The organism is Glaciimonas soli, assembly GCF_009497155.1.
In the GTDB taxonomy this organism is placed as follows: Bacteria; Pseudomonadota; Gammaproteobacteria; order Burkholderiales; family Burkholderiaceae_D; genus Glaciimonas; species Glaciimonas soli.
The window spans coordinates 89,510-111,586 of the sequence record NZ_WINI01000005.1 but is presented as its reverse complement, the minus strand read 5'-3'; the positions used below and the strand labels follow the sequence as shown (position 1 = coordinate 111,586).

Genomic DNA, 22,077 nt, shown 5'->3' with positions numbered 1-22,077 from the left:
TGCGACGCAAAGTTAAAAACAGCAATAAAAATCAAGAGTCGCATTACCTTCGCATTTCAACTATTTATTTTTCATCACTACTATGAAAACAAACCCTGATACCAGCCGCAGTTTCAGCGCGAACATGGCTTTTTGGCGCCCAAGTGTCGCCAAAGCTAAGCGCATACTTCGAGTCGCCGCGATAGCATCGTTGGCGACATTGACATTTGCATTGCCGAATCTGGCACATGCAACACCACCGGCAGCCGGTACCTCCATCGGTAACCAGGCTTCCGCTTCGTACACCGATGGTTCCGGTACTACACGTACAGTGACTTCGAACACCGTACAAACCATCGTTCAACAGGTTGCCAGTTTGACCTTAACCGCTAATGGCGCAAAAACATCTGCACCAGGCAGCACGGTTTACTATCCGCAAACCTTGACGAATACAGGTAACGGTAGCGACACATTCAACTTGAACTACGTCAACAGCGGCGCAGTCACTTTGGCCAATGTGCAGTTTTTTGCCGATAACGGTTCGGGTCAGCCAACCGGTGCGGCGTTGACTTCAACTGGTGTTCTGGCAGCAGGTGCGGCGTTCAAGTTCGTGGTGGCAGGTACCGTGCCAGCATCGGCAACAACGGGCACTACTAACACCTTGACTGTCAGTGGCACAAGTTCGTTTAATGCATCAATAACGGCTTCAGTTACCGACGTGACGACGGTGTCGATCAATGCGGTGATTAACGTCACCAAGTCGGTTAGCGCCGCTAGCGGTGCAGCCGGCAGCGGTCCTTACACTTACACCTTGAGCTATACCAACACCGGTAATAACACAGCCACTGCTGTCAAATTAATCGATGCGATTCCGACTGGTATGACTTACGTTGCAGGTTCTGGTTTGTGGTCGGTAACGGGAGCGACCGTATTGACTGACGCCACTGGCGATTTACAAGGTACATCGCCTAATACTATTGACTACAGCGTCACGGGCACGACTATCACCGCTATCCTGGCGCAAGTCGCACCGGGCCAATCTGGTACGTTGACATTCAAAGTGACTGTGGGAGCTTCGACAGGACCAGGCGTAATCAATAACACCGCTACTGTGTCGTACAACGATGGTTCTGGCACCACGATTACCGGTGGTACCAACACCGTTCCATTCACAGTAGCACAAGTTGGTGGCGTTACATTGACACCTCCGGCAGCGGTGGCATCGGCTAATCCGGGTGCAACCATCAGTTTCACAAACGTGATTAAAAATACCGGAACAGGCACAGATACTTTCAATATTACTTTTGCCAATCCGACTACTGGTGGATTTCCAACCGGTACTACTTTCCAATTGTTCAAATCAGATGGCGTCACACCGTTGGTCGATACCAATGGCGATGGCGTTCCTGATACTGGCCCATTGGCAGCAGGTGCCACTTACAACGTGATCTTAAAAGCGACTTTGCCAACCAATGCTTCTGGTGCTGGTCCGTTCGCCGTCAATAAAACAGCAACATCTGTGTTTGATGCGACTAAGAGTAATACAGGTGCCGATACGTTGACTGCTATCGCAGCAGTGACAGTGGACGTTACTAATAATGCGGCTATTGGTGGCACCGGCGTGCTGGGTGTTGGTCAAGGTCCAGAAGCGTCGGCAGTAGTAACTAACACGGTGAACCCTGGAACAACTAGCTCTTTCACGCTGTATGCTAACAACACCAGCGGTATTGCGGATACTTACAACTTGGTGGCTAGTACTTCGTCAACCTACGGCAGTTCTAGCTTGCCAACCGGTTGGACTGTCACTTTTACTGCAGGTAGCTGTTCAACTACAGGCACCACCATTACTAATACCGGCGTAGTCGTTAGTGGCGCTAATTTCGCCTATTGTGCGGTGGTGACGATTCCAGCAACGGGTGCCGGTGCTGCTGCTGGTAAGAATGATCTTTACTTCAGCGTGGTATCACCTTCAACAGGCGCTAAAGATGTCATTCACGATAATGTGACTATCAATGCAGTGCGTTCATTGACTTTCACACCTAACAATTCTGCACAGGCGTATCCGGGTGGTTCAGTTGTGTACTCGCACACATTGACCAATACCGGTAACGTTACCGAAGGTAACGGCACAGCCAGTACAATTGTATTGGCTAGCGCTAATAACCAGACAAACTGGACTTCGGTACAGTATTACGATGTCAACGGTACTGGTGTGGTAGCTGCTAACGATCCAGTGGTTCCAGCTTCAGGTATTAACAGTATCGCCGCATTGGCCGCAGGTCTGGCACCAGGTCAGTCGATCAAGATCTTGGAAGTGGTCTACGCACCATCGGGCGCGGCGCCTGGCAGTATTAATGCAACTACCGTGACTGTTACAACCAACAACGGCACCTACACTACCACTGTACCAGCGGTAGCGACGGCAACTGATTCGACCAGCGTAATCGCCGGTAACGTCACGATCGTGAAGCAGCAAGCATTGGATGCTGCTTGTACCAGTCCTGCCATGACATATAGCGCAGCTACCCTGGCTACTGGTGCAGTGCCAGGTGCATGTATCGGTTATCAGATCACTGTAACCAACATTGGTTCTGCTGCAGCCACCAGCGTTGTGGTATCGGACTCCACTCCGGCATACACCACGTATCAAGGCGGTGCAGCAACCACGGTCGGTACCGTGACTGCGCCAACCGTGGGTTCGGCTGGCACCGTCACCGCCACTATTGGCACCTTGATTCCGGGTGCAGCAGCAGTGGTGACGTTTGAAGTCAAGATCGGTCAGTAAATATTGATGTGAAATCGATCCTGATTCTGATTTAAGTCGCACAGGGGCAGCCATTCGTGCTGCCCCGATTTTATAGCCATGATTTTTGCCACGACTTTACTGTCGGGGGTTTCCTTTTACCAAAAATTCCTTCAAAGGTTTTTTTTGTAAGAGCTAACACAACCATGTGTTTCATTTTCTGAAGAGACTCTAGAATGAAGCTGTCACGTCATCCAATGTTGCGTAACACTGCACATAGATTGACATTGTCATCAATGACACTATTGATGATTTTGTTGATGCTGTGGTGCTGGTGTGCGGGCATGTCGGATGCATCGGCAGCGCCTGTACCGGCTGGCACTGCGATCGACAATATCGCCAAATCTTTTTATGTCGATAGCACTAGCAAGTTGCCAGTAACATTAACCTCACAACGTCTGCATACAGTGGTGCAGCCGCAAGAAGCGCTTAGTTTAACCAACAATCAAAGTGTGTTTCGTACCGTTGGCTCACCAGTGGTATTGGCGCATCGCCTGACTAATAACGGCAACTTTACCAGTAGTTACACCATAAAATTAAGTACTGTTGCCGGTAGCAGCTTTTCCTTGATTAATCTGAACCTGATCAACGATCAAGACGGCTCTGGCGTTCCTGAACCGGGTGAAGCCGTGATCGCCAATGGCGGTACGGTAACGTTGGCTCCGGGAGCTAGTATCTCGATACTCATCAGTAGCAATGTGCCCGCCACGAATCTCGCGCTGGGTATGGCGACACAGTTGCAACTGACAGCCACCAGTCAAACGCAAAACGTCACCGTCAGCAATACGGATACGGTCACCGTCGCTAATGGTGCATCGTTGGTAGTCAATAAAAGCGCGTCCACCGCAACCCCGCTGCCCGGTGGCAGTATCACTTACAACCTGCAAGTCATTAACAACGGCAATATGGCGGCCGCACCGGCAACCGTTACAGTTAATGGCAATAGCGTGCCTCTGGTTTTATTGCGTGACAATATTCCATCGAATACAATTTTTTCCAGTATCGTAGCCAATGGCAGCAGTGGCACCGCGACGGTGCTATATCACAAGCTGGGTGATCCGGGCGGCCAATACGTGACGGTTGCGCCGGCGCCCGCCAACATAGATGGCGTAGCTTGGGCAGTGCCGAGTTTAGCCAGCGGTGTAAAGTTAAGCGGCAGTTTCAGTGTCACAGTCATGCCCAGCGCCAGCGGCTCCATCAACAATACGGCCTATGTTGATACCAGTGGCGGCCCCAATGCCATCGAAAGCATTGCATCGAACGCGGTGCAGCTGCCTTTGCCAGCGTTGCCTTCATCGATAAATTTCTACAATCCCAATTACAACAGTACGCTACCGCAAACTGCGCTTGGCGTTCCCCTGTTTGTGCAAGTAACGGCACCGCAGTGCAATATTGTTCCCAATGCAATTAACACTGCAATGGTGCAATTGAATAGCAAGCTGACTGGTGATATTGAAGATTTTACCGCTACGGAAACAGGGCTCAATACTGGCATATATCGGATTTTGCCCAATGTGCCCACCGCTGATGGCGCTACCCATCCTATTATTGCTGGCGACGGTATTCTGGAAACGGTGAAGAACGACACTGTAACCGCGACCGTGACTGGTTGCGGGAACAAAATCAGTGCAACGATTCTGGTGCAGCCTTCTGGCGTGATTTTCGATAGCAAAACCAATCTGCCGATTTCCGGTGCAACGGTTCAATTGATTGATATTAGCAGCCCGACTAATGGTGTCGCTGCCGTATCAGCAAGTGCCATCATGATTAATGGGGCTCCCGCGCCGAACAGTGTAGTGACCGGTACTGACGGGAGTTTTTATTTTCCGCAATTGGCGGCAGCTTATAGCGCTGGCGCGATTTTCAAAGTGGTAGTGACGCCACCAGCCGGATATTCATTTCCGTCCAAAGTTGCGATCAGCACCTTGCCGCCATCGCGCGTCATCAGCCCAACTGCATCATTTGGTAGCGATTTTCAAGTGAATGCGCAAACGCCGCAAGTCTTCGATGTGCCGCTGGATCTTAATGCAGCTGCGGCGACGAATAGTTTGTTTATTGAAAAAATCGCGTCAAAAAGTCAGGTTGAAATCGGTGATTTTGTGGATTACAGCATCACCATTAAAAATACCGGAACTGGCCCTTTGGCGAATGTGCAGGTGGCAGATAACTTGCCAGCCGGATTTAGCTATCAGCGCGGAACCGCACGGTTGAATGGTGCGGCAATGGCTAATCCGGTTAGCTACGGCGGCGGTTCGAATTCTGCTTTGAATTTTGTAGTGGGACCAGTAGGCAGCAATACGCAAGTGGTGCTGACTTACCGTTTGCGCGTTGGCCCCGGCGCACAACAGGGGGATGGCGTCAACCGGGCACAAGCCAGTGCAGGTATCGGCGCAAACACGATCAAATCGAATCAAGCCAGCGTCAAGGTACAAATTTCTCAAGGCGGTGTGTTTTCAGATCGGGCATATTTGATCGGTAAAGTGTATGCCGACTGCAACGGAAATCAGCAACAAGACGATGACGAGCCGGGCATTCCCGGCGTCCGTGTGTTGTTAGAAGATGGCACCAGCGCTACTACCGACGAAGAAGGTAAATACAGTTTATATGGTTTGCTGGCCCGCACCCACGTCGCTAAAGTAGACCCTGTCACTTTGCCTGCAGGTGCCGTATTGGAGGTATTAGCCAACCGGAATGCCGGAGATCCGGGCAGTCGTTTTGTCGATCTGAAAAACGGTGAGATGCATAAGGCCGATTTTGCTTTATCCAATTGTACCGACGGTATCCGAGCAGAAATTAACAATCGCCGCGCTGCGATCAAGAACGCAAATCTGCTGACAGAAACTGCTTCCGCTGCACGCGCATTGCTGACAACCACCGCGACAACGACTGCCGATCCGCGGACTTTACCAGCATCGGGCAGACTTGATGCAAAAGGAATTGCTACTGGAGCACCTGCTAACAATACCTCCACAGATAATGATGCGGTACCGGTGAATCAGGTCGCTCCACTATCAGCAGAGCGAGTTGCGCAAATTGCGGCAACTACACCAACTAAAACATTGGCTACGGTTGAGCCAGTAGCGTCATTAGAAAGCCTGTTGCCACAACTTGATTCCAGCGTTGCCTTTGTCAATTTGCAAGAAGGGCAAGTATTGCCTGTTGCGCAAACCATGGTGCGAGTCAAAGGTGCACTGGGCGCGCAATTACATTTGAGTGTCAATGGTGTGGCGGTGGAGATGAAGCAAGTCGGGCAGCAAAGCTCGTTACCTGCAAGTGCAGAACATCCTGGTGTCACTGCATGGGAATACATTGGTGTTAATTTGCGAGCCGGAACCAACACTTTATCGCTAACTGCCACCGACAATTTTGGCAATCAACGCGGCAGCGCCAGCGTGCATGTCATGGCACCGGGAAATTTGGCGCACATTAATATTGATATGCCGAAGACAGCCAGTGCTGACGGACGTAGTCCTGTGTTGGTACACATCAGTCTGACTGATAAGGATGGCACGCCAGTGACTGCTCGCACAGAGGTGAAACTGGCAAGTACGTTGGGTCAGTGGCAAGCAAAAGAAGACGCAATATTGGCTACCAAAAATACCAATTCGCCGCAGCTTTTACAGCTGATGAACGTGATGGTCGAAGGCGGTCAAGCCAGTTTCACTTTGGTGCCGCCTAGCGTTGCCGGTAGTGCGGAAATTAAAATCAGCAGTGACATGGTACACAATGAAGCTAAGCTGGATTTCATGCCGGAACTGCGCCCTATGCTGGCGGCTGGGGTATTGGAAGGCGTGCTGAATTTACGAAATCTGAACCCGAATGCCTTATCGCCAACCCAAACCGGCGAGACCTTTGAGCGCGAAATTCAATCGACTTCACAAAGCTTTGATGATGGTAAAGCCAACGCCGCCGCACGTGGTGCCATGTACCTCAAAGGGAAAATCGATGACAACACATTGCTGACCTTATCCTTCGATTCTGATAAGCCAGGCAATCAAACCTTGTTCCGCGATATCCAGCCAGAGGATTTTTATCCGGTGTATGGCGACTCATCCGAGCGCGCTTTTGACGCCCAATCGACCAGTCGTTTATACGCACGGTTAGATAACGGCATGTCGTATGCAATGTATGGTGATTTCAGTACACAAAGCAGTGATCCGGCACGTACTTTGAGCCAATACAATCGCGCATTAAACGGGATTCGCGGTCATGCTGAGTTAGGACCATTCAAGGCTGATGCTTTTGCCAGCTACACCAGTTCTACTCAAGTCACCGATGAAATTCCAGGTAACGGTACTTCCGGCCCGTATCAACTCAGCAGCAGCAACGGCTTGGTCAACAGCGAACAAGTACATATCTTGACGCGTGACCGATATCAAACCGCAATCATCATCAGCGATGTGATGTTGACGCGCTTTGTTGACTATGAGATCGAGCCTTTGACTGGTCAGATTTTGTTCAAAGCACCCGTACCTAGTCTTGATGCCAATCTGAATCCGATCTCAATCAAGATTATTTATGAAGTCGATAACGGTGGTCCAAAATTCTGGGTTGGTGGTGGTGCCGCCAGCTATCAGCTGACACACGGGTTAACTGTCGGTGCGGTATATATTCACGATGCGAACCCGCAAGATCGTAAGGTCCTTAGCGCGACTAACTTTACCTATAAGTTCTCAGAAAAAACTGCGGTAACTGGTGAGGTAGCCAAGACCGATGCGGATGTTGAAGGTACTGGTAGTGCGCAGAGAGTGGAATTCAAGCATGAAAGCCAGCAACTGCAGGTACGTGTATATGAAGGCAAAACCGATGTCGACTTTACCAATACTGATGCCTTATTAAATAGTGGTCGTGCTGAATATGGTGCCAAGGCGGCGTTTCGCATCGATGAAAACAATCGCATCGTGCTTGATGCAATCCGCAGTGAAGATGCGGCTACGCAAACGGTACAGCAAAGTGGCAATTTGACGCTGGAACACAGTTTGCCCAACAATATGAAATTGGAAGCCGGCATCAAAAATGGTAGCGAATCATCGGAAACGTTAGCGGCTGGTTTGCCGACTTTAGCCAGTACCACGACCAACTTAGGCAGTGCCATCGACGGCAATGTGCATTACACCAGCTTGCGTGCCAAATTGTCGATGCCAGTACCGTTTTTGCCAACGGCCATTATTTACGGTGAATATGAACACGCGATTGATGACAGTGGTCGGGAAATTGTCGCTGTCGGCGGTAGCTACAATTTACCAGTGGGTGGTCGCCTGTATTTCCGCCACGAGTTTTTAGCCAATGAAGCCAGTGCGATCGATCTGTCATCGACTGAACGCAATAACACCACGGTATTCGGGATTGATACCGATTATATGAAAGACGGCCACGTCTTCAATGAATATCGGGTTGCCGATGCGATCGATGGTCGTACTGCCGAAACGGCAGTAGGCTTGCGCAATCTGTGGCGCATCGCACCTGGTGTTCGCGTCACCACTACCGCAGAAAATATCAAGCCGATTGCCGGTGCTGATACAGACAAATCGACGGCGCTTACCGCGGCGATTGATTACACTGCCAATCCCAATTGGAAGGGCTCCGCACGTACAGAATGGCGTCAGTCAACTTCCACCGATAGTTATCTCGGCACAGTCGGTGCGGCTTTCAAGCTGGATGACAGCTGGACATTTTTAAGCAAGGGACTGGTCAGTCTGCAGCAGAATCTGGCACAAGATGGGACGACACCGGGCGACCATCGCATCGCCCGCGCGCAGCTCGGATTTGCTTTCCGGCCGGTCGGACACGATGCGTGGAATGCGCTGTTTCGGATGGAGTTAAAACGCGACCAGGACAATACATTGGGTCCAGGGCTCGACGTAGATGAAACGGCCGATATTTTATCGACCAATATCAATTATCAGGCTAGTCGTAGTCTGATTTTGTCAGGACGTTATGGCATCAAATACGTGGTTGATAATTCCAACGGTTTGCAAAGTCGTGGTACTACACAAATCGTGGGCGGCAGAGCGATCTGGGATGTTAATCAGCGCTGGGATGCTGGTGTTGCTGCGTTCACCATGTTTGGTAATGGTTCGACATCACGTCAAAATGCCATTGGTGGTGAAGTCGGTTATCTGGTGACGCAAAATATGTGGGCATCGGTTGGTTACAACGTACTTGGATTCACTGACAAAGATCTGGCTGGTTCTGACTATACGCAACGCGGTATCTTCTTACGCTTGCGCTTTAAGTTTGATGAAAATTTATTTAAAGCGAAGCGTGGTGCTGAAGCGCCGCTGGCTACGCTTGGGAGTAATTGATGCGGTTGGATACATTCAGATTGACGCAAGTGGTAGCAGTCTTGCTTCGTTTATGTAGTTTCTTTCTGCTGACGTCGTTGTTTGTGGCTGGCTCTGCTAACGCCGCTTTCATCTCACTCAATCAACCTTTTACGACCAGCTCTGCACCCGGTTGGGTATTGGGTGGTAGTGCGCGTTTGACGGCTGGTGCCGCAAATAATAATACCGGTACCAGCGGTACCGATGCTTCCGGTAGTGGCTATTTGCGCTTGACCGACGCGGTAGGTAATAAGCAAGGATATGCTTATTACAATCAAGGCTTCGCCACCAATAACGGTATCGTCGCTGACTTTGACTATATGAGTTGGGGCGGCAGTGGTGCCGATGGGATGACCATGTTTATGGTGGACGCATCGCAACCATTTGCTAACAACGCCAGTTATGGTGGCGGCCTTGGTTATTGTAATTTATCGAATGCGATGATTGGCGTGGGGCTTGATGAGTACGGCAATTTCAGCAATCCGAATGATAATTGCGGTACAGCTGGTGGTGGCCCCGGCCAAAAGCCGGAATCGGTGGTGCTTCGTGGACCGGCCAGTACTAGTTGGGGTTATCTGGGCGGCTCAACTACCGGCACCAATATTGACTACAAAAACAGCACAACCACGCGACCAAGTACTAACTCCTATTATCGGCACGTTCACGTCGTGATTGCACCGCAAACGACTGCCAATCAATATTTAATTACCGTCAGTTGGATGACCAGTACTGGCGGCACACTCTCGCAATTGATAAGCCAGACTGTCAATTTGACCTTGCCAGCCAATGCCATGGTTGGTTTTGCGGGATCTACAGGTGGCTCAACCAATGTGCATGAAATACGCAATCTGGTGGTAACCATGGTCAATGGTGATCTGGGCATGGTTAAAACGGCGGCAACGACTAGCGATCCCACTGGCGCCAAGGGCATGCCCGGGGATCAGATAACTTACACCCTGACATTGACCAACAACGGTGGTATCACGGCGACCGGCGCAGCCGTCACTGATGTGGTGCCTAGTAATATCACCGGCGTCACCTGGACATGCGCGGCGACGACGTCTGGCGCTACCTGCGGTGCTGCCAGTGGCAGCGGCAATAACATCAGTACCACGGCAAATTTAAATTCCGGCGCGGTTGTCACCTATACGGTGAAGGGCACTATTGCCGCTGCTACCGCCGTCGGTACGACGATTACGAATACGGCGAAAGTGACTCCTCCGACCGGTTTTGTGGATGTTACGCCTGCCAATAACACTTCAAGCGTGAGCACGACAGTGGTGGCAAATGTCACGGGGACTGTCTATAACGACCTCAACCGCAATGCGCAGATGGACAGCAACGAAGTCGGTACCGGATTGAGTGGTCTATACGTGACGTTGACGCCATCAGTGAGCGGCGTATGTCAAAGCAGCAGTGTTGCACCTGCAGCAGTGGCTGCAGTCAGCGCAACCAATGGCACGTATTCTTTGCCGTTGGTTCCGCAAGGCAGTTACTGTTTGATCTTGACCAATAAAAGCACGCTGCCCAACACGACCGCCACCATTCCTTCCGGTTGGGCTGTGAGCGAGTCGTTGACAGGCATTCGACAACTGACGATAGGTACGACTGCACCGCCAGTACAAAATTTCGGCTTATATAGCATCGCCGGATTGAGTGGCACGGTGTTCGCCGATACTGGTATCGGCGGCGGCACTGCTAATGATGGAGTACAAAATGGCAGCGAAGCGGGAATCGCGAATGTCACCATCAATGCGATGTCTGGGAGTACCGTGATTGCGACCACCACCACGGCTGGCAATGGTAGTTATACCTTGGTCTTTCCAACCACCGCAGTGACTAACCCGGTCACCATCAATGAAGTATTCCCTGCCGGTTATATTGCTACCGGCGGTAGTGCCGGCACGACTGGCGGCACGTATACGCGTGGCACTACGGGCATTACCAACGGCACCAGTTTCACCTATGCCAGCGGCGGCATATATAGTGGCGTCAACTTTGCCAACGTGCCGGTGAATACTTTCAGCACGGATGGTGCGCAAACCTCCCAGGCTGGTACTACTGTGTTTTATACCCATACCTTTGTTGCCGGTAGCGGTGGGACGGTAACCTTTTCCAGTACTGCATTAGCGAATCCGGTTAATGCAGCCAACACAGGCTGGGTGGAAACGATTTATAACGACACTGCATGCAGCGCTACCGTCGTCAGCGCCGATCCGATATTACTACCGACGACCAGCACCACTGTCACGGCGGGACAAACAATCTGCCTGATCGTCAAAGAATTTATTCCTGCTACAGCGCCATTGAATGCGACCAATGCCGTGACGGTGTCGGCCAATTTCAATTACACCAATGCCAGTCCGGCACTGACCAGTGTAGTTACCCATAATGACGTCACGACAGTGGGAACGCCAGCTGCATTGACATTGTTAAAGCAAGTGCGCAATATCACGCAAAACACAAACTACGGCACGGCTAGCAATGCCTTGCCGGGCGATACATTGCAATATCAACTCACTGCTACCAACCAAGGCAGCGCCGCTCTCAACAACGTTGTCGTTAGTGATACCACACCGTCATTTACAAATTATGTCATTGCGAATTGCCCAACTACGCTGCCAACGGGCTTAACTGCATGCACAGTCTCGACCCAACCAGCGGTCGGCGGACAAGGTGCAGTGCAATGGACTTTTACCGGATCGCTGGCGCCAACTGCGCAGACGATGGTGACTTATCAGGTTAAGGTGAGTAATTAACTGATGTGACGTATTGTAGGGACACGATTTATCGTGCCCCCGGCAAATTCGTTATTGCATTTTGAAACGCCCAGATTCACTTGCGCTCACTGTGCGACTTCTACCCGATTTTTCCCCGTCCGTTTAGCAACATACAAGGCTTGATCCGCAGTTTCTACCAGCGTCACCATTTCATCCATTTGTTGTGGAGTGATGCTGGCACAACCGATACTGACGGTGACGCGATCACTGTTGGCAGAGCAGCAGTGCGTGATGTGCAAATCATAAATGGCTTGTTGCAAGGCTTGTGCAATGCCGTTGCCGCTGGCGCGGGTCGTGTTTGGCAGGATGATGACGAATTCTTCTCCACCTAAACGTGCGGCCAGGTCAGTGGGACGGCGGGCATGGGTCTGGACTATGTCGGCCACGCGTTTTAAGACGCCGTCACCCGCAACGTGGCCATAGGCGTCGTTGTAACGTTTGAAGTCATCAATATCGATCATCAAAAAGGATAGTTCGCTTTGATCTCGAATAGCGCGCTTCCATTCGATGCCCAAATATTCATCAAAATAACGACGATTGGCCAATCCGGTCAAACCATCCGACTTGGATAATCGCTGTAACTCCATATTGGCGCTAACTAGTTGTTGCTGTTTTTCGCGTAAGGCGCGGTAGGCGGCATTACGCTGTTGCAAATTCATATAAGAACGAGCGTGATGGCGAATTCGCGCGATTAATTCTATGCTGTCAGGGGGTTTGACTAAATAGTCGCTAACATCCATTGCGAAGGCGACGCTTTTGACCGCAGGATCGTCTTCGGATGATAAAACGATGATCGGAATATCGCGGGTTGCCGGGTTGCTGCGATATTGCTGTACCAAGGTGAAGCCATCTATACCCGGCATAATCAGATCTTGCAAAATCACATTTGGAAGAATATCGATAGCCGCTGACAACGCATGCTGCGCGGTCGCGCAATAATGGAATTCAATGCTGGTTTCAATAGCCAGCAAATGTCGGATGATTCCCGCCACAACGACATGATCATCCACGAGTAGAACCTTGATGATGGCGTCATCGGCAGAGTTGAATTTACTGAGACCGGTGATGTCTGGCGGGGATTTCATTTTATGTTCCTTGACGACTGCTTTATGTACACCTTGTGATCACTACTGATTGCATCATGCGGACGAGTTACTGCTGTAACCGCCGTTAGACATCAATTGTTGTTTGGCGCCATATAAAACTGCTTTGTATTATTTGCAATAAGCTTGTGCTCTGCCTAAATGATGGATAAGCAGATTTAACTGGCATGACAATAGAACAGATGCCCCCAGACTTCCATCAGTAAAGTCTTAAAAGCATGCCGAGTTTTTCCTTTTTGGATTGTTTTATCGAATATTTATTGAATAGATATTTATTTAACATGCTAAATAAATATCTAAGTTGATATTTAAATAAATACGCAAATTATTTACGTATTTTTAATAGAAATTGTTTAATGGTTTAAATGGCAATTTAAATGAAGTGAATTGTTTGCTAAGTGATCCAGCTTAATCAATTTTAAAAATCCGTCATTCCCGTGGTCGCCGGGACGACGCAGATTGGATTGAGATAATTTTTATTAAACTGACTACGCTACCTAACTCAAATGCGTGATCAATTAAGTCTGGGTCCAATATCCAGGTTGGGAATAAATCTCTTTCAGATGATTAATAAAGAAGCGCGTCTTTGCAGGTAAATGTCGTTGTTGTGGATACACAGCCATGATGTCGTAATGCGGTAGTGCGAAATCATCAAGCACCGTGATTAACTCGCCGGAAGCCAATTGTGACTGAATCTCCCAGGTTGAACGCCAGGCTAAACCCAGACCCTCACTGACCCATCGATGCAGTAATTCACCATCGTTACAATCCAGATTGCCATCGGCTTTAATAATGACTGGCTTGCCACCTTGCTGAAAATACCAGCCGCGTTGCTGGCCGCCCTGCAGATTAAAAGACAGACAATTGTGGTCAGCAATATCGTTCAGTGTCTTAGGCAAACCATTGCGATGAAAGTATTCCGGTGTTGCACACACCACGCGGCGATTGGTTGCCAATTTGATCGCCACAAAGTTTGGTTCAATCGCTCCGCCGATGCGGATGCTGATGTCGTAACCTTCACGTACCAGATCCACTACGCGATCGGTCAGATTGAATGAAATTTTCACTTCAGGATTGGCGGCGATAAATTTTGGCGCATGCGGTGCGACGTGCTTGCGTCCAAACGCTGCCGGCGCAGATACCACTAAATGGCCAGTGGCTTTATGACGGCCTTCCGAAATAATTTTTTCGGCGACATCCAAATCCGCCAGTAATTTACGGCAATGATCGAGAAACACCGTTCCTTGTTCAGTCAAGGTTAAATGGCGCGTAGACCTATGCATCAACTTGCTGCCAAGCCGCTTTTCCAAAGCATCAATCCTTCGTCCCAGCATAACGGGGGTAATGTCTTGCTCCAATGCCGCGCTGGCCAGACTACCTTTTTCCACCACGCTGACGAATGCTTCAATTTGCTTAAGTTTGTCCATGTTCTCTTTGCCTGATATTGATGTTTGAGCAAGCCGAGCTATATAGCAGTAATTGATACCCCATATTTGTCCAAACTGATATCTCGCCTTGATAAGTCCTAATACCATTAAATTCGCCCGGTATTAGATACTTTTAAGAGTATTGCATACTTTAAATATGGAATAAAACGATATTTTATGTTCTTATCAAACTTAAAGTTTGCTTATAGGATGTGCCTCAAGAGAAATTTTTACTAATAAGTTTAATTTAATCAAGGCACTGGAGAAAATAATGGCAAAGATGAGAGCAATCGACGCAGCAGTTTTAGTGATGGAAAAAGAAGGCGTGTCGCAAGCATTCGGCGTACCGGGCGCAGCGATTAACCCACTGTATTCTGCATTGAAAAAACACGGCGGCATTCAACACGTATTGGCACGTCACGTTGAAGGCGCATCACATATGGCCGAAGGTTACACACGTGCTAACCCAGGCAACATCGGTGTGTGTATCGGTACTTCCGGCCCAGCTGGTACTGACATGATCACCGGTTTGTATTCAGCGCAAGCTGACTCAATTCCTATTTTGTGTATCACTGGTCAAGCGCCACGCGCACGTCTATACAAAGAGGATTTCCAAGCGGTTGATATCGAATCTATCGCTAAACCGGTGACAAAATGGTCGGTCACTGTACGTGAGCCAGCGTTGGTACCGCGCGTGTTTCAACAGGCGTTCAACCTCATGCGCTCTGGTCGTCCGGGTCCAGTGCTGATCGACCTTCCATTTGATGTGCAAGTTGCTGAGATCGAATTCGATATCGACACTTACGAATCATTAGGTGCATACAAGCCATCAGCAACACGTGCGCAAATCGTCAAAGCGTTGGAAATGTTGAACGCAGCAGAGCGTCCATTGTTGACACTCGGCGGTGGCGTTATCAACGCAGATGCTTCTGCCTTGGCAGTGGAATTTGCTGAATTGACTGGCGTACCAGTGATCCCTACATTGATGGCATGGGGTGCGATTCCTGATGATCATCCACAGATGGCGGGTATGGTCGGCTTGCAAACCAGCCACCGTTACGGCAACGCGACGATGTTGGCATCGGACTTTGTGCTTGGTATCGGTAACCGTTGGGCGAATCGTCACACCGGCTCTATCGACGTATTTACCAAAGGTCGCAAGTTTGTTCACGTCGACATTGAGCCTACACAAATCGGTCGTGTATTCGGCCCGGATTTAGGTATCGTTTCTGACGCCAAAGCAGCATTGACTTTATTCGTTGAAGTCGCCAAAGAATTGAAAGCAGCCGGCAAATTGCCAAATCGTTCAGCATGGTTGGGTGAGTGCCAGGAACGCAAACGCACAATGCAACGTAAAACGCATTTTGACAACGTGCCAGTGAAACCGCAGCGCGTCTATGAAGAAATGAACAAGGCATTTGGTCGCGATACTTGCTACGTCAGCACCATCGGTTTGTCGCAAATCGCGGGCGCACAATTCTTGCACGTGTACAAAGAGCGTCACTGGATTAACTGCGGTCAAGCTGGCCCATTGGGTTGGACGATTCCCGCAGCATTGGGTGTTTGTGTTGCAGATCCAAAGCGTGAAGTGGTGGCGCTTTCAGGTGACTATGATTTCCAGTTCATGATCGAAGAATTGGCTGTTGGTGCACAATTCAACTTGCCTTATATTCATGTCGTGGTTAACAACTCGTACCTCGGTTTGATCCGTCAGGCACAACGCGGTTTCGAAATGGATTACTGTGTACAGTTAGCATTTGAAAACATCAATGCACCGGAGTTGAACGGTTACGGCGTTGATCACGTTGCGGTGGTTGAAGGTTTGGGTTGTAAAGCAATCCGTGTTTCCGATCCTAACGCGATCCAAGATGCTTTCGCTGAAGCGAAACGTTTGATGAAACAATTCCGTGTACCAGTGGTCGTGGAAATCATTCTGGAACGTGTCACTAACGTGGCGATGGGGACGGAAATTGATAACATCAACGAATTTGAAGACTTGGCAAAATCCGGTGCAGATGCACCGACTGCGATTAGTTTGTTGGATTAAGCAAGGCCAATCTAACATTTTTAAAATACCGTCGTCATTCCCGCGAACGCGGGAATCCATCTTAGGTAATTTGGATCTCCGCGTTCGCGAAGATGACAGCGGTAGTTTATAAATCGATTATTTGGCGTTACTTATTACTTAATAGGTTTTGCTCTTCTCTCCCAGAGATGGGTGAGCAGGACAATCAGAGTAATGTGAGATTGAAGGAGATGACATGACAAAATTAGCAGCCAACCTAACGATGCTGTTCACAGAATTACCGTTCCTGGAGCGTTTCGACGCAGCCGCCAAAGCGGGATTCAAAGGCGTGGAATTTTTGTTTCCTTACGCTTTTAAAGCAGAAGACATTAGTGAAAAACTGAGTGCGAACGATTTGAAGCTGGTTTTGCACAATCTGCCAGCTGGCAATTGGGAAGCCGGTGAGCGCGGTATCGCTTGCCATCCAGATCGCGTCAGCGAATTCCAACAAGGTGTGGATGATGCGTTGAAATATGCCAAAGTGTTGGGCGTAAAGCAGATCAACTGTCTGGCAGGTATCAAACCTGCTGATATCAGCGATGAAGTAGCGACCGCCACTTTAGTCAGCAACCTGAAATTCGCCGCTGATAAATTGCAAGCTGCCGGCATTATTTTACTGATTGAGCCTATCAATACATTCGATATCAAAGGCTTCTTCTTACACAATACCCAGCAGGCAATCGACATCATCAAAGCCACTGGTTCCAGCAATATTTTTGTGCAATACGACATCTACCACATGCAACGCATGGAAGGTGAGTTGGCTAACACGATCAAAGCAAATCTGCCATTGATCAAGCATTTGCAATTGGCTGACAACCCAGGTCGTTTTGAACCGGGTACCGGCGAAATCAATTACCACTACATTTTTGCATTCCTGAATGAAATCGGCTACGACGGCTGGATCGGTTGTGAGTACAAACCGAAAGCTGGAACCGTAGAAGGTTTGGGCTGGATCAAAGCGCACGGTATTTGATTATCTCTCCTCGTCCGCTTGTGGCAGAGAAGTAGGGTATAGAAAAAATTCATTTCAATTTAGGAGCATCATCATGGCAAAAGTAGGTTTTATCGGTTTAGGTATCATGGGCGCGCCAATGGCAGAGAATCTGCAAAAGGGCGGCCATAAACTCTATCTGCATGACTTTAAAAATCCACCAGCAAGCCTGATCGACGGCGGTGCAACGGTTTGTACATCTGGCGAAGAAGTTGCTAAGCGCGCTGATGTCATCATCATCATGGTGCCAGACACACCGCACGTAGAAGCGGTATTGTTTGATAAAGGCGGTGTCGCATCCGGCCTGACAGAAGGCAAGATCGTGGTCGACATGAGCTCGATTTCACCGATTGCTACTAAAGGTTTTGCAACTAAAATCAACGCATTAAAGTGTGAATATCTGGATGCACCGGTATCAGGTGGCGAAGTTGGTGCTAAAGCCGCATCGTTGACCATCATGGTCGGCGGTTCGGAGACAGCATTCAACGATGTCAAACCATTGTTTGAATTGATGGGTAAAAACATCACGCTGGTTGGTGGTAACGGCGATGGTCAAACGACTAAAGTTGCCAACCAAATTATCGTTGCATTGAACATTCAAGCGGTTGCTGAAGCACTGTTATTTGCTTCTAAGGCAGGTGCTGATCCAGCGCGTGTACGCCAAGCATTGATGGGTGGTTTTGCTGCATCGCGTATTCTGGAAGTGCATGGCGAACGGATGGTAAAACGTACATTCAACCCAGGCTTCCGTATTGAATTGCATCAAAAGGATTTGAACCTGGCATTGCAAGGCGCAAAAGCTTTAGGCGTTTCATTGCCGAACACTGCAACTGCACAAGAATTGATGAATTCGTGCGCAGCCCATGGTTTAAGCGGTTTGGATCACTCGGCACTGTGCCGTGCGATTGAAATCATGTCAAATCATGAGATTGCAAAAGCACAATAATTGTTTTGCATGGCCGTGATATTTTATTGCGGTTTGTAAAAAAGCAAAGTGAAGTAGGATGGGAATCGCCACGTGAGTGGCGCAACCACGACCCATCCTGCGATTTACATGAATTAGTCGTCACGATCAAGGTAGAACTGCATGGCCACCGCGAACACCTCCCTCGGCAAAATCAATCCCCGCGAACTCTTGCTCGATATGTACAACAGTGCAGTTGATGCGGTGAGTGCTGAAAAATGTCTGCCTGAATACCTGGCAAAAATTCCAGCGCCGACTGGTAAGGGGCGCACTCTGGTGATCGGCGCCGGCAAAGGTGCGGCAGCGATGGCGAAGACAGTAGAAGATCACTGGCAAGGTAAAATTTCTGGCTTGGTAGTAACGCGTTACGATCACGGCGCAGATTGCAAAAAAATCGAAGTGGTGGAAGCGTCCCATCCGGTGCCGGATGAAGCTGGCCGCCAGGCAGCTAGTCGCATTTTGAATATGGTGCAAGGTCTGACTGAAGACGATTTGGTGCTCTGCTTGATTTCGGGTGGTGGATCGTCCTTGTTGGCGTTACCCGCCGAAGGCATTAGCCTGGAACAAAAACAAGCAATTAATAAAGCACTGTTGAAAAGTGGCGCGACAATTTTTGAAATGAATTGCGTCCGTAAACATTTATCGGCAATCAAAGGCGGCCGCCTGGCTCTGGCATGTGCGCCGGCGCGCGTGGTTACCTTTTTGATTTCCGACATTCCCGGCGACGATCCTGGCATCATTGCCAGCGGCCCGACTTTAGCCGATCCGACTACGTGTGCGGATGCCTTGGCTGTTTTGAAAAAATATGACATCGCTATTCCAGATGCAGTGTTGCACCATTTGGAATCAGGTAAAGGCGAAAGCGCCAAACCAGGCGATCCTCGTTTAGAGCGCAACCAGCATTTTGTGATCGCCAATGCGCAAGATGCGTTGGATGCAGCAGCAGCAACCGCGCAGACAGCAGGTCTTCCTGCCTATATTTTGTCGGATCGGATGGAAGGTGAGGCAAGTGATATCGCTCTTGCCCACGCAGCGATAGCAGAACAAATCGCCGATCGTGGCCAACCATTTAGCAAACCTTGCGTAGTGATCTCTGGCGGAGAAACGACGGTTACGGTAAAAGGTAATGGCCATGGCGGGCGTAATGCAGAATTTTTGCTGAGCCTGGCGATTGCCTTGAATGGTCATGAAAATATTCATGCAATTGCTTGCGACACGGATGGTATCGATGGCTCTGAAGACAATGCCGGTGCGATTTGTCAACCGCACTCGATACGTCATGCCGAAGAACTCGGATTAAATCCAAAAGCGATGCTGGCAAATAATGACGGTTACGGATTTTTTAATGCCTTGGGCGATTTGGTGGTCAGCGGCCCAACCCGCACCAACGTCAATGATTTCCGCGCAATCGTGATTTTGTAATTGTTTGTGAGGAGACGGTGCGCCGTCTCCTTGTTCTATGTGCTCCCCATTCATCAATACCGAAAGAATTCCATGAGACGTCTACGTAAAGCTAAAATCGTCGCCACGCTTGGTCCTGCCAGCGCTACTCAAGAAACGATTCAAGCATTGTTCGAGGCAGGTGCCGATGTATTCCGTTTTAACTTCAGTCACGGCACTCATGCCGACCACCAGGAACGCTACCGGATCGTGCGTGCGGTTGAGCGTAGTGTCGGCCGTCCGATTGCGATTCTGGCCGATTTGCAAGGCCCAAAATTGCGGGTAAGTACTTTCGCCGAAGGTAAAGTAACACTGATTGCCGGACAAGAGTTTACGCTAGACCGCGATCCGACTCCGGGCACCAACGTACGTGTTTGTCTGCCGCATCCGGAACTGTTTGAAGTGATCGCTGGCGGTCAATCGTTGCTGCTCGACGATGGCAAAATTCGTCTGGAAGTATTAGATAGTGACAAGAAGAGAATTCGCACACGGGTAGTGAACGGTGGCGAATTATCCAATCGTAAAGGCGTCAACGTTCCGGACGCAGTATTGCCGATTCCGGCATTGACCGAAAAAGACAAGGCCGATCTGGCATTTGCATTAGAGCTTGGTGTTGACTGGGTTGCGCTATCGTTTGTACAGCGTCCGGAAGATGTATTGGAAGCCAAAGAAATTATAGGCAATCGTGCTGGTGTTTTGTCCAAATTGGAAAAACCGGCCGCATTGGATCAGTTGGACGCCATCGTACAAGCATCTGATGCCATCATGGTCGCCCGTGGTGATCTGGGTGTGGAGCTGCCACCAGAACGCGTGCCAGGCGTACAAAAGCGTATTCTGCGCGTCTGCCGCCAACACGGTAAGCCAATCGTGATTGCCACTCAAATGCTGGAGTCGATGATCACCATGCCGGTACCAACACGCGCTGAAGCATCCGACGTTGCCAGCGCAATTTATGATGGCTCCGATGCCGTCATGCTGTCAGCAGAATCAGCCAGCGGCGCGTATCCAATCGAAGCGGTCGAGATGATGAATCGCATTATCACAGAAGTGGAAAAAGATCCTTTGTACCGCAACATGCTGGATGCGCAGCACGAAACACCATTACCAAATCGCGGCGATGCCATCTGTTCAGCCTTGCGCGATGTCACCAGCATCGTTGGCGCAAAAGCAACCGTAACTTACACCAGTTCGGGCCACACCAGCCTGCGTGCCGCGCGTGAACGGCCATCAGCGCCGATCATCAGTATCACACCAAAACTCGGAACAGCGCGTCGTTTGGCATTGGTATGGGGCGTGCACTCAACCATCAGCGACCAGGTTCACAATGAAAGCGCAATGGTGGCAGCCGCTTGCCAGACTGCATTCGACGAAGGTTTTGCTGAAGCTGGCGATCAAATTGCGATTACTGCCGGTATGCCGTTTGGCCAGCCGGGTAGTACGAATTTATTGCGCCTGGCAGAAATCTGGCCAACTAAATAATAAAAGTCGCATTTAATCCTATTGACTAAAAAAGAGACCAACATGACCAAACCAGCAAACTTTGAGAACTACCATATCCGCAAGTGGTACACCCAGATTGACGACACCTTAGCCAATGAAAATGGCGTACTGGCCGACGGCGCAGTGCTACGCAAGATCGTCATCGCCGCCGCCATCCACAATCCGTATGCCGGTAAATTCAGCGAAAATCTGGAACTGATACTCAACAACTCACCTGCATTGGGCCACGAATTCGGTCGCCGTCTGGTCGCCGCACTTGCAGGTGAAGAGTTTGAAAGCTACGGAAAATCCTGCATCGTCGGCACCAATGGCGAATATGAACACGGCAACGCTTTCTTGACGCCGGCAATGGTAATGCCAATCCGCGAAGCACTCGGTGGTGGAAAAGCATGGATTCCGTCATCGGGAAAACGCGGCGCACTCGGCGCCGAAATCGATATTCCGTTGGCACACAAAAATGCACTCTATGTTCCATCACACTATGACACGGTGACAACGCAATTCTTCGATGCGCCAAATCCTGATGAAATCGTAGTCGCATTTGCAGTAGCGACGCGCGGTCGTCTGCATGCACGTCTGGGCGGTTTGAAGGCGAGTGAAATTGGTGGGCAGAACGGTTTGAATTAATTGTTTTGAGAAAAACAATCGCAGTAAATAAAAAAGCGCTGATGATAGGCGCTTTTTTTTTGTATGAACAAT

The 22,077-nt window shown here is 49.6% G+C and carries 10 protein-coding genes and 1 pseudogene; 9 read left to right on the top strand and 2 right to left on the bottom strand.

Going from position 1 to position 22,077, the window contains the following annotated elements; all coding sequences use genetic code 11:
- Window positions 1-82 precede the first annotated feature (82 nt).
- From GEV47_RS11075 to GEV47_RS11065, 3 genes are all read left to right on the top strand, one after another.
- Window positions 83-2,764: a beta strand repeat-containing protein gene (locus tag GEV47_RS11075; RefSeq protein ID WP_153234843.1), complete on the top strand. Its 2,682-nt coding sequence runs from the start codon at window positions 83-85 to the stop codon at window positions 2,762-2,764.
- Between the two features lie 194 nt (window positions 2,765-2,958).
- Window positions 2,959-9,087, top strand: a complete 6,129-nt coding sequence (locus GEV47_RS11070) for a DUF11 domain-containing protein (RefSeq protein ID WP_153234842.1) — start codon at window positions 2,959-2,961, stop codon at window positions 9,085-9,087.
- On the top strand, window positions 9,087-11,864 hold the full coding sequence (locus tag GEV47_RS11065; protein ID WP_153234841.1) for a DUF11 domain-containing protein: 2,778 nt from the start codon (window positions 9,087-9,089) through the stop codon (window positions 11,862-11,864). The genes GEV47_RS11070 and GEV47_RS11065 overlap by 1 nt, the downstream gene beginning before the upstream one ends.
- Before the next feature lie 86 nt (window positions 11,865-11,950).
- Here GEV47_RS11065 and GEV47_RS11060 read toward each other — a convergent pair whose 3' ends face one another.
- Complete coding sequence (locus GEV47_RS11060) at window positions 11,951-12,970, bottom strand: GGDEF domain-containing response regulator (protein ID WP_153234840.1); 1,020 nt, start codon at window positions 12,968-12,970, stop codon at window positions 11,951-11,953.
- A 536-nt stretch (window positions 12,971-13,506) separates the two neighbouring features.
- Window positions 13,507-14,415, bottom strand: coding sequence for a LysR family transcriptional regulator (locus GEV47_RS11055; protein ID WP_153234839.1), 909 nt, complete (start codon window positions 14,413-14,415; stop codon window positions 13,507-13,509).
- Window positions 14,416-14,686: 271 nt separating this feature from the next.
- Here GEV47_RS11055 and gcl point away from each other — a divergent pair, with 271 nt between their 5' ends.
- From gcl to GEV47_RS11025, 6 genes and pseudogenes are all read left to right on the top strand, one after another.
- A complete protein-coding gene (gcl, locus tag GEV47_RS11050) occupies window positions 14,687-16,462 on the top strand; it encodes a glyoxylate carboligase (RefSeq protein WP_153234838.1) in 1,776 nt (591 codons plus the stop codon).
- Window positions 16,463-16,676: 214 nt separating this feature from the next.
- Window positions 16,677-17,456, top strand: a complete 780-nt coding sequence (gene hyi, locus GEV47_RS11045) for a hydroxypyruvate isomerase (protein ID WP_153234837.1) — start codon at window positions 16,677-16,679, stop codon at window positions 17,454-17,456.
- A 52-nt stretch (window positions 17,457-17,508) separates the two neighbouring features.
- Window positions 17,509-18,420 (top strand): annotated as a pseudogene (locus GEV47_RS11040) (2-hydroxy-3-oxopropionate reductase); the annotation flags it as partial.
- A gap of 141 nt (window positions 18,421-18,561) precedes the next feature.
- Window positions 18,562-19,860: a glycerate kinase type-2 family protein gene (locus GEV47_RS11035; RefSeq protein WP_153234835.1), complete on the top strand. Its 1,299-nt coding sequence runs from the start codon at window positions 18,562-18,564 to the stop codon at window positions 19,858-19,860.
- A 72-nt stretch (window positions 19,861-19,932) separates the two neighbouring features.
- Window positions 19,933-21,357, top strand: a complete 1,425-nt coding sequence (gene pyk / locus GEV47_RS11030) for a pyruvate kinase (RefSeq protein ID WP_153234834.1) — start codon at window positions 19,933-19,935, stop codon at window positions 21,355-21,357.
- A gap of 42 nt (window positions 21,358-21,399) precedes the next feature.
- Window positions 21,400-22,005: an amino acid synthesis family protein gene (locus GEV47_RS11025; protein WP_153234833.1), complete on the top strand. Its 606-nt coding sequence runs from the start codon at window positions 21,400-21,402 to the stop codon at window positions 22,003-22,005.
- The last annotated feature ends 72 nt before the right edge of the window (window positions 22,006-22,077 follow it).

Excerpts from the sequence above, each read along its gene's own strand:
- GEV47_RS11075 (WP_153234843.1), top strand. The coding sequence starts at position 83 with ATGAAAACAAACCCTGATACCAGCCGCAGTTTCAGCGCGAACATGGCT.
- GEV47_RS11070 (WP_153234842.1), top strand. The coding sequence starts at position 2,959 with ATGAAGCTGTCACGTCATCCAATGTTGCGTAACACTGCACATAGATTG.
- GEV47_RS11065 (WP_153234841.1), top strand. The coding sequence starts at position 9,087 with ATGCGGTTGGATACATTCAGATTGACGCAAGTGGTAGCAGTCTTGCTT.
- GEV47_RS11060 (WP_153234840.1), bottom strand. The coding sequence starts at position 12,970 with ATGAAATCCCCGCCAGACATCACCGGTCTCAGTAAATTCAACTCTGCC.
- GEV47_RS11055 (WP_153234839.1), bottom strand. The coding sequence starts at position 14,415 with ATGGACAAACTTAAGCAAATTGAAGCATTCGTCAGCGTGGTGGAAAAA.
- gcl (WP_153234838.1), top strand. The coding sequence starts at position 14,687 with ATGGCAAAGATGAGAGCAATCGACGCAGCAGTTTTAGTGATGGAAAAA.
- hyi (WP_153234837.1), top strand. The coding sequence starts at position 16,677 with ATGACAAAATTAGCAGCCAACCTAACGATGCTGTTCACAGAATTACCG.
- GEV47_RS11035 (WP_153234835.1), top strand. The coding sequence starts at position 18,562 with ATGGCCACCGCGAACACCTCCCTCGGCAAAATCAATCCCCGCGAACTC.
- pyk (WP_153234834.1), top strand. The coding sequence starts at position 19,933 with ATGAGACGTCTACGTAAAGCTAAAATCGTCGCCACGCTTGGTCCTGCC.
- GEV47_RS11025 (WP_153234833.1), top strand. The coding sequence starts at position 21,400 with ATGACCAAACCAGCAAACTTTGAGAACTACCATATCCGCAAGTGGTAC.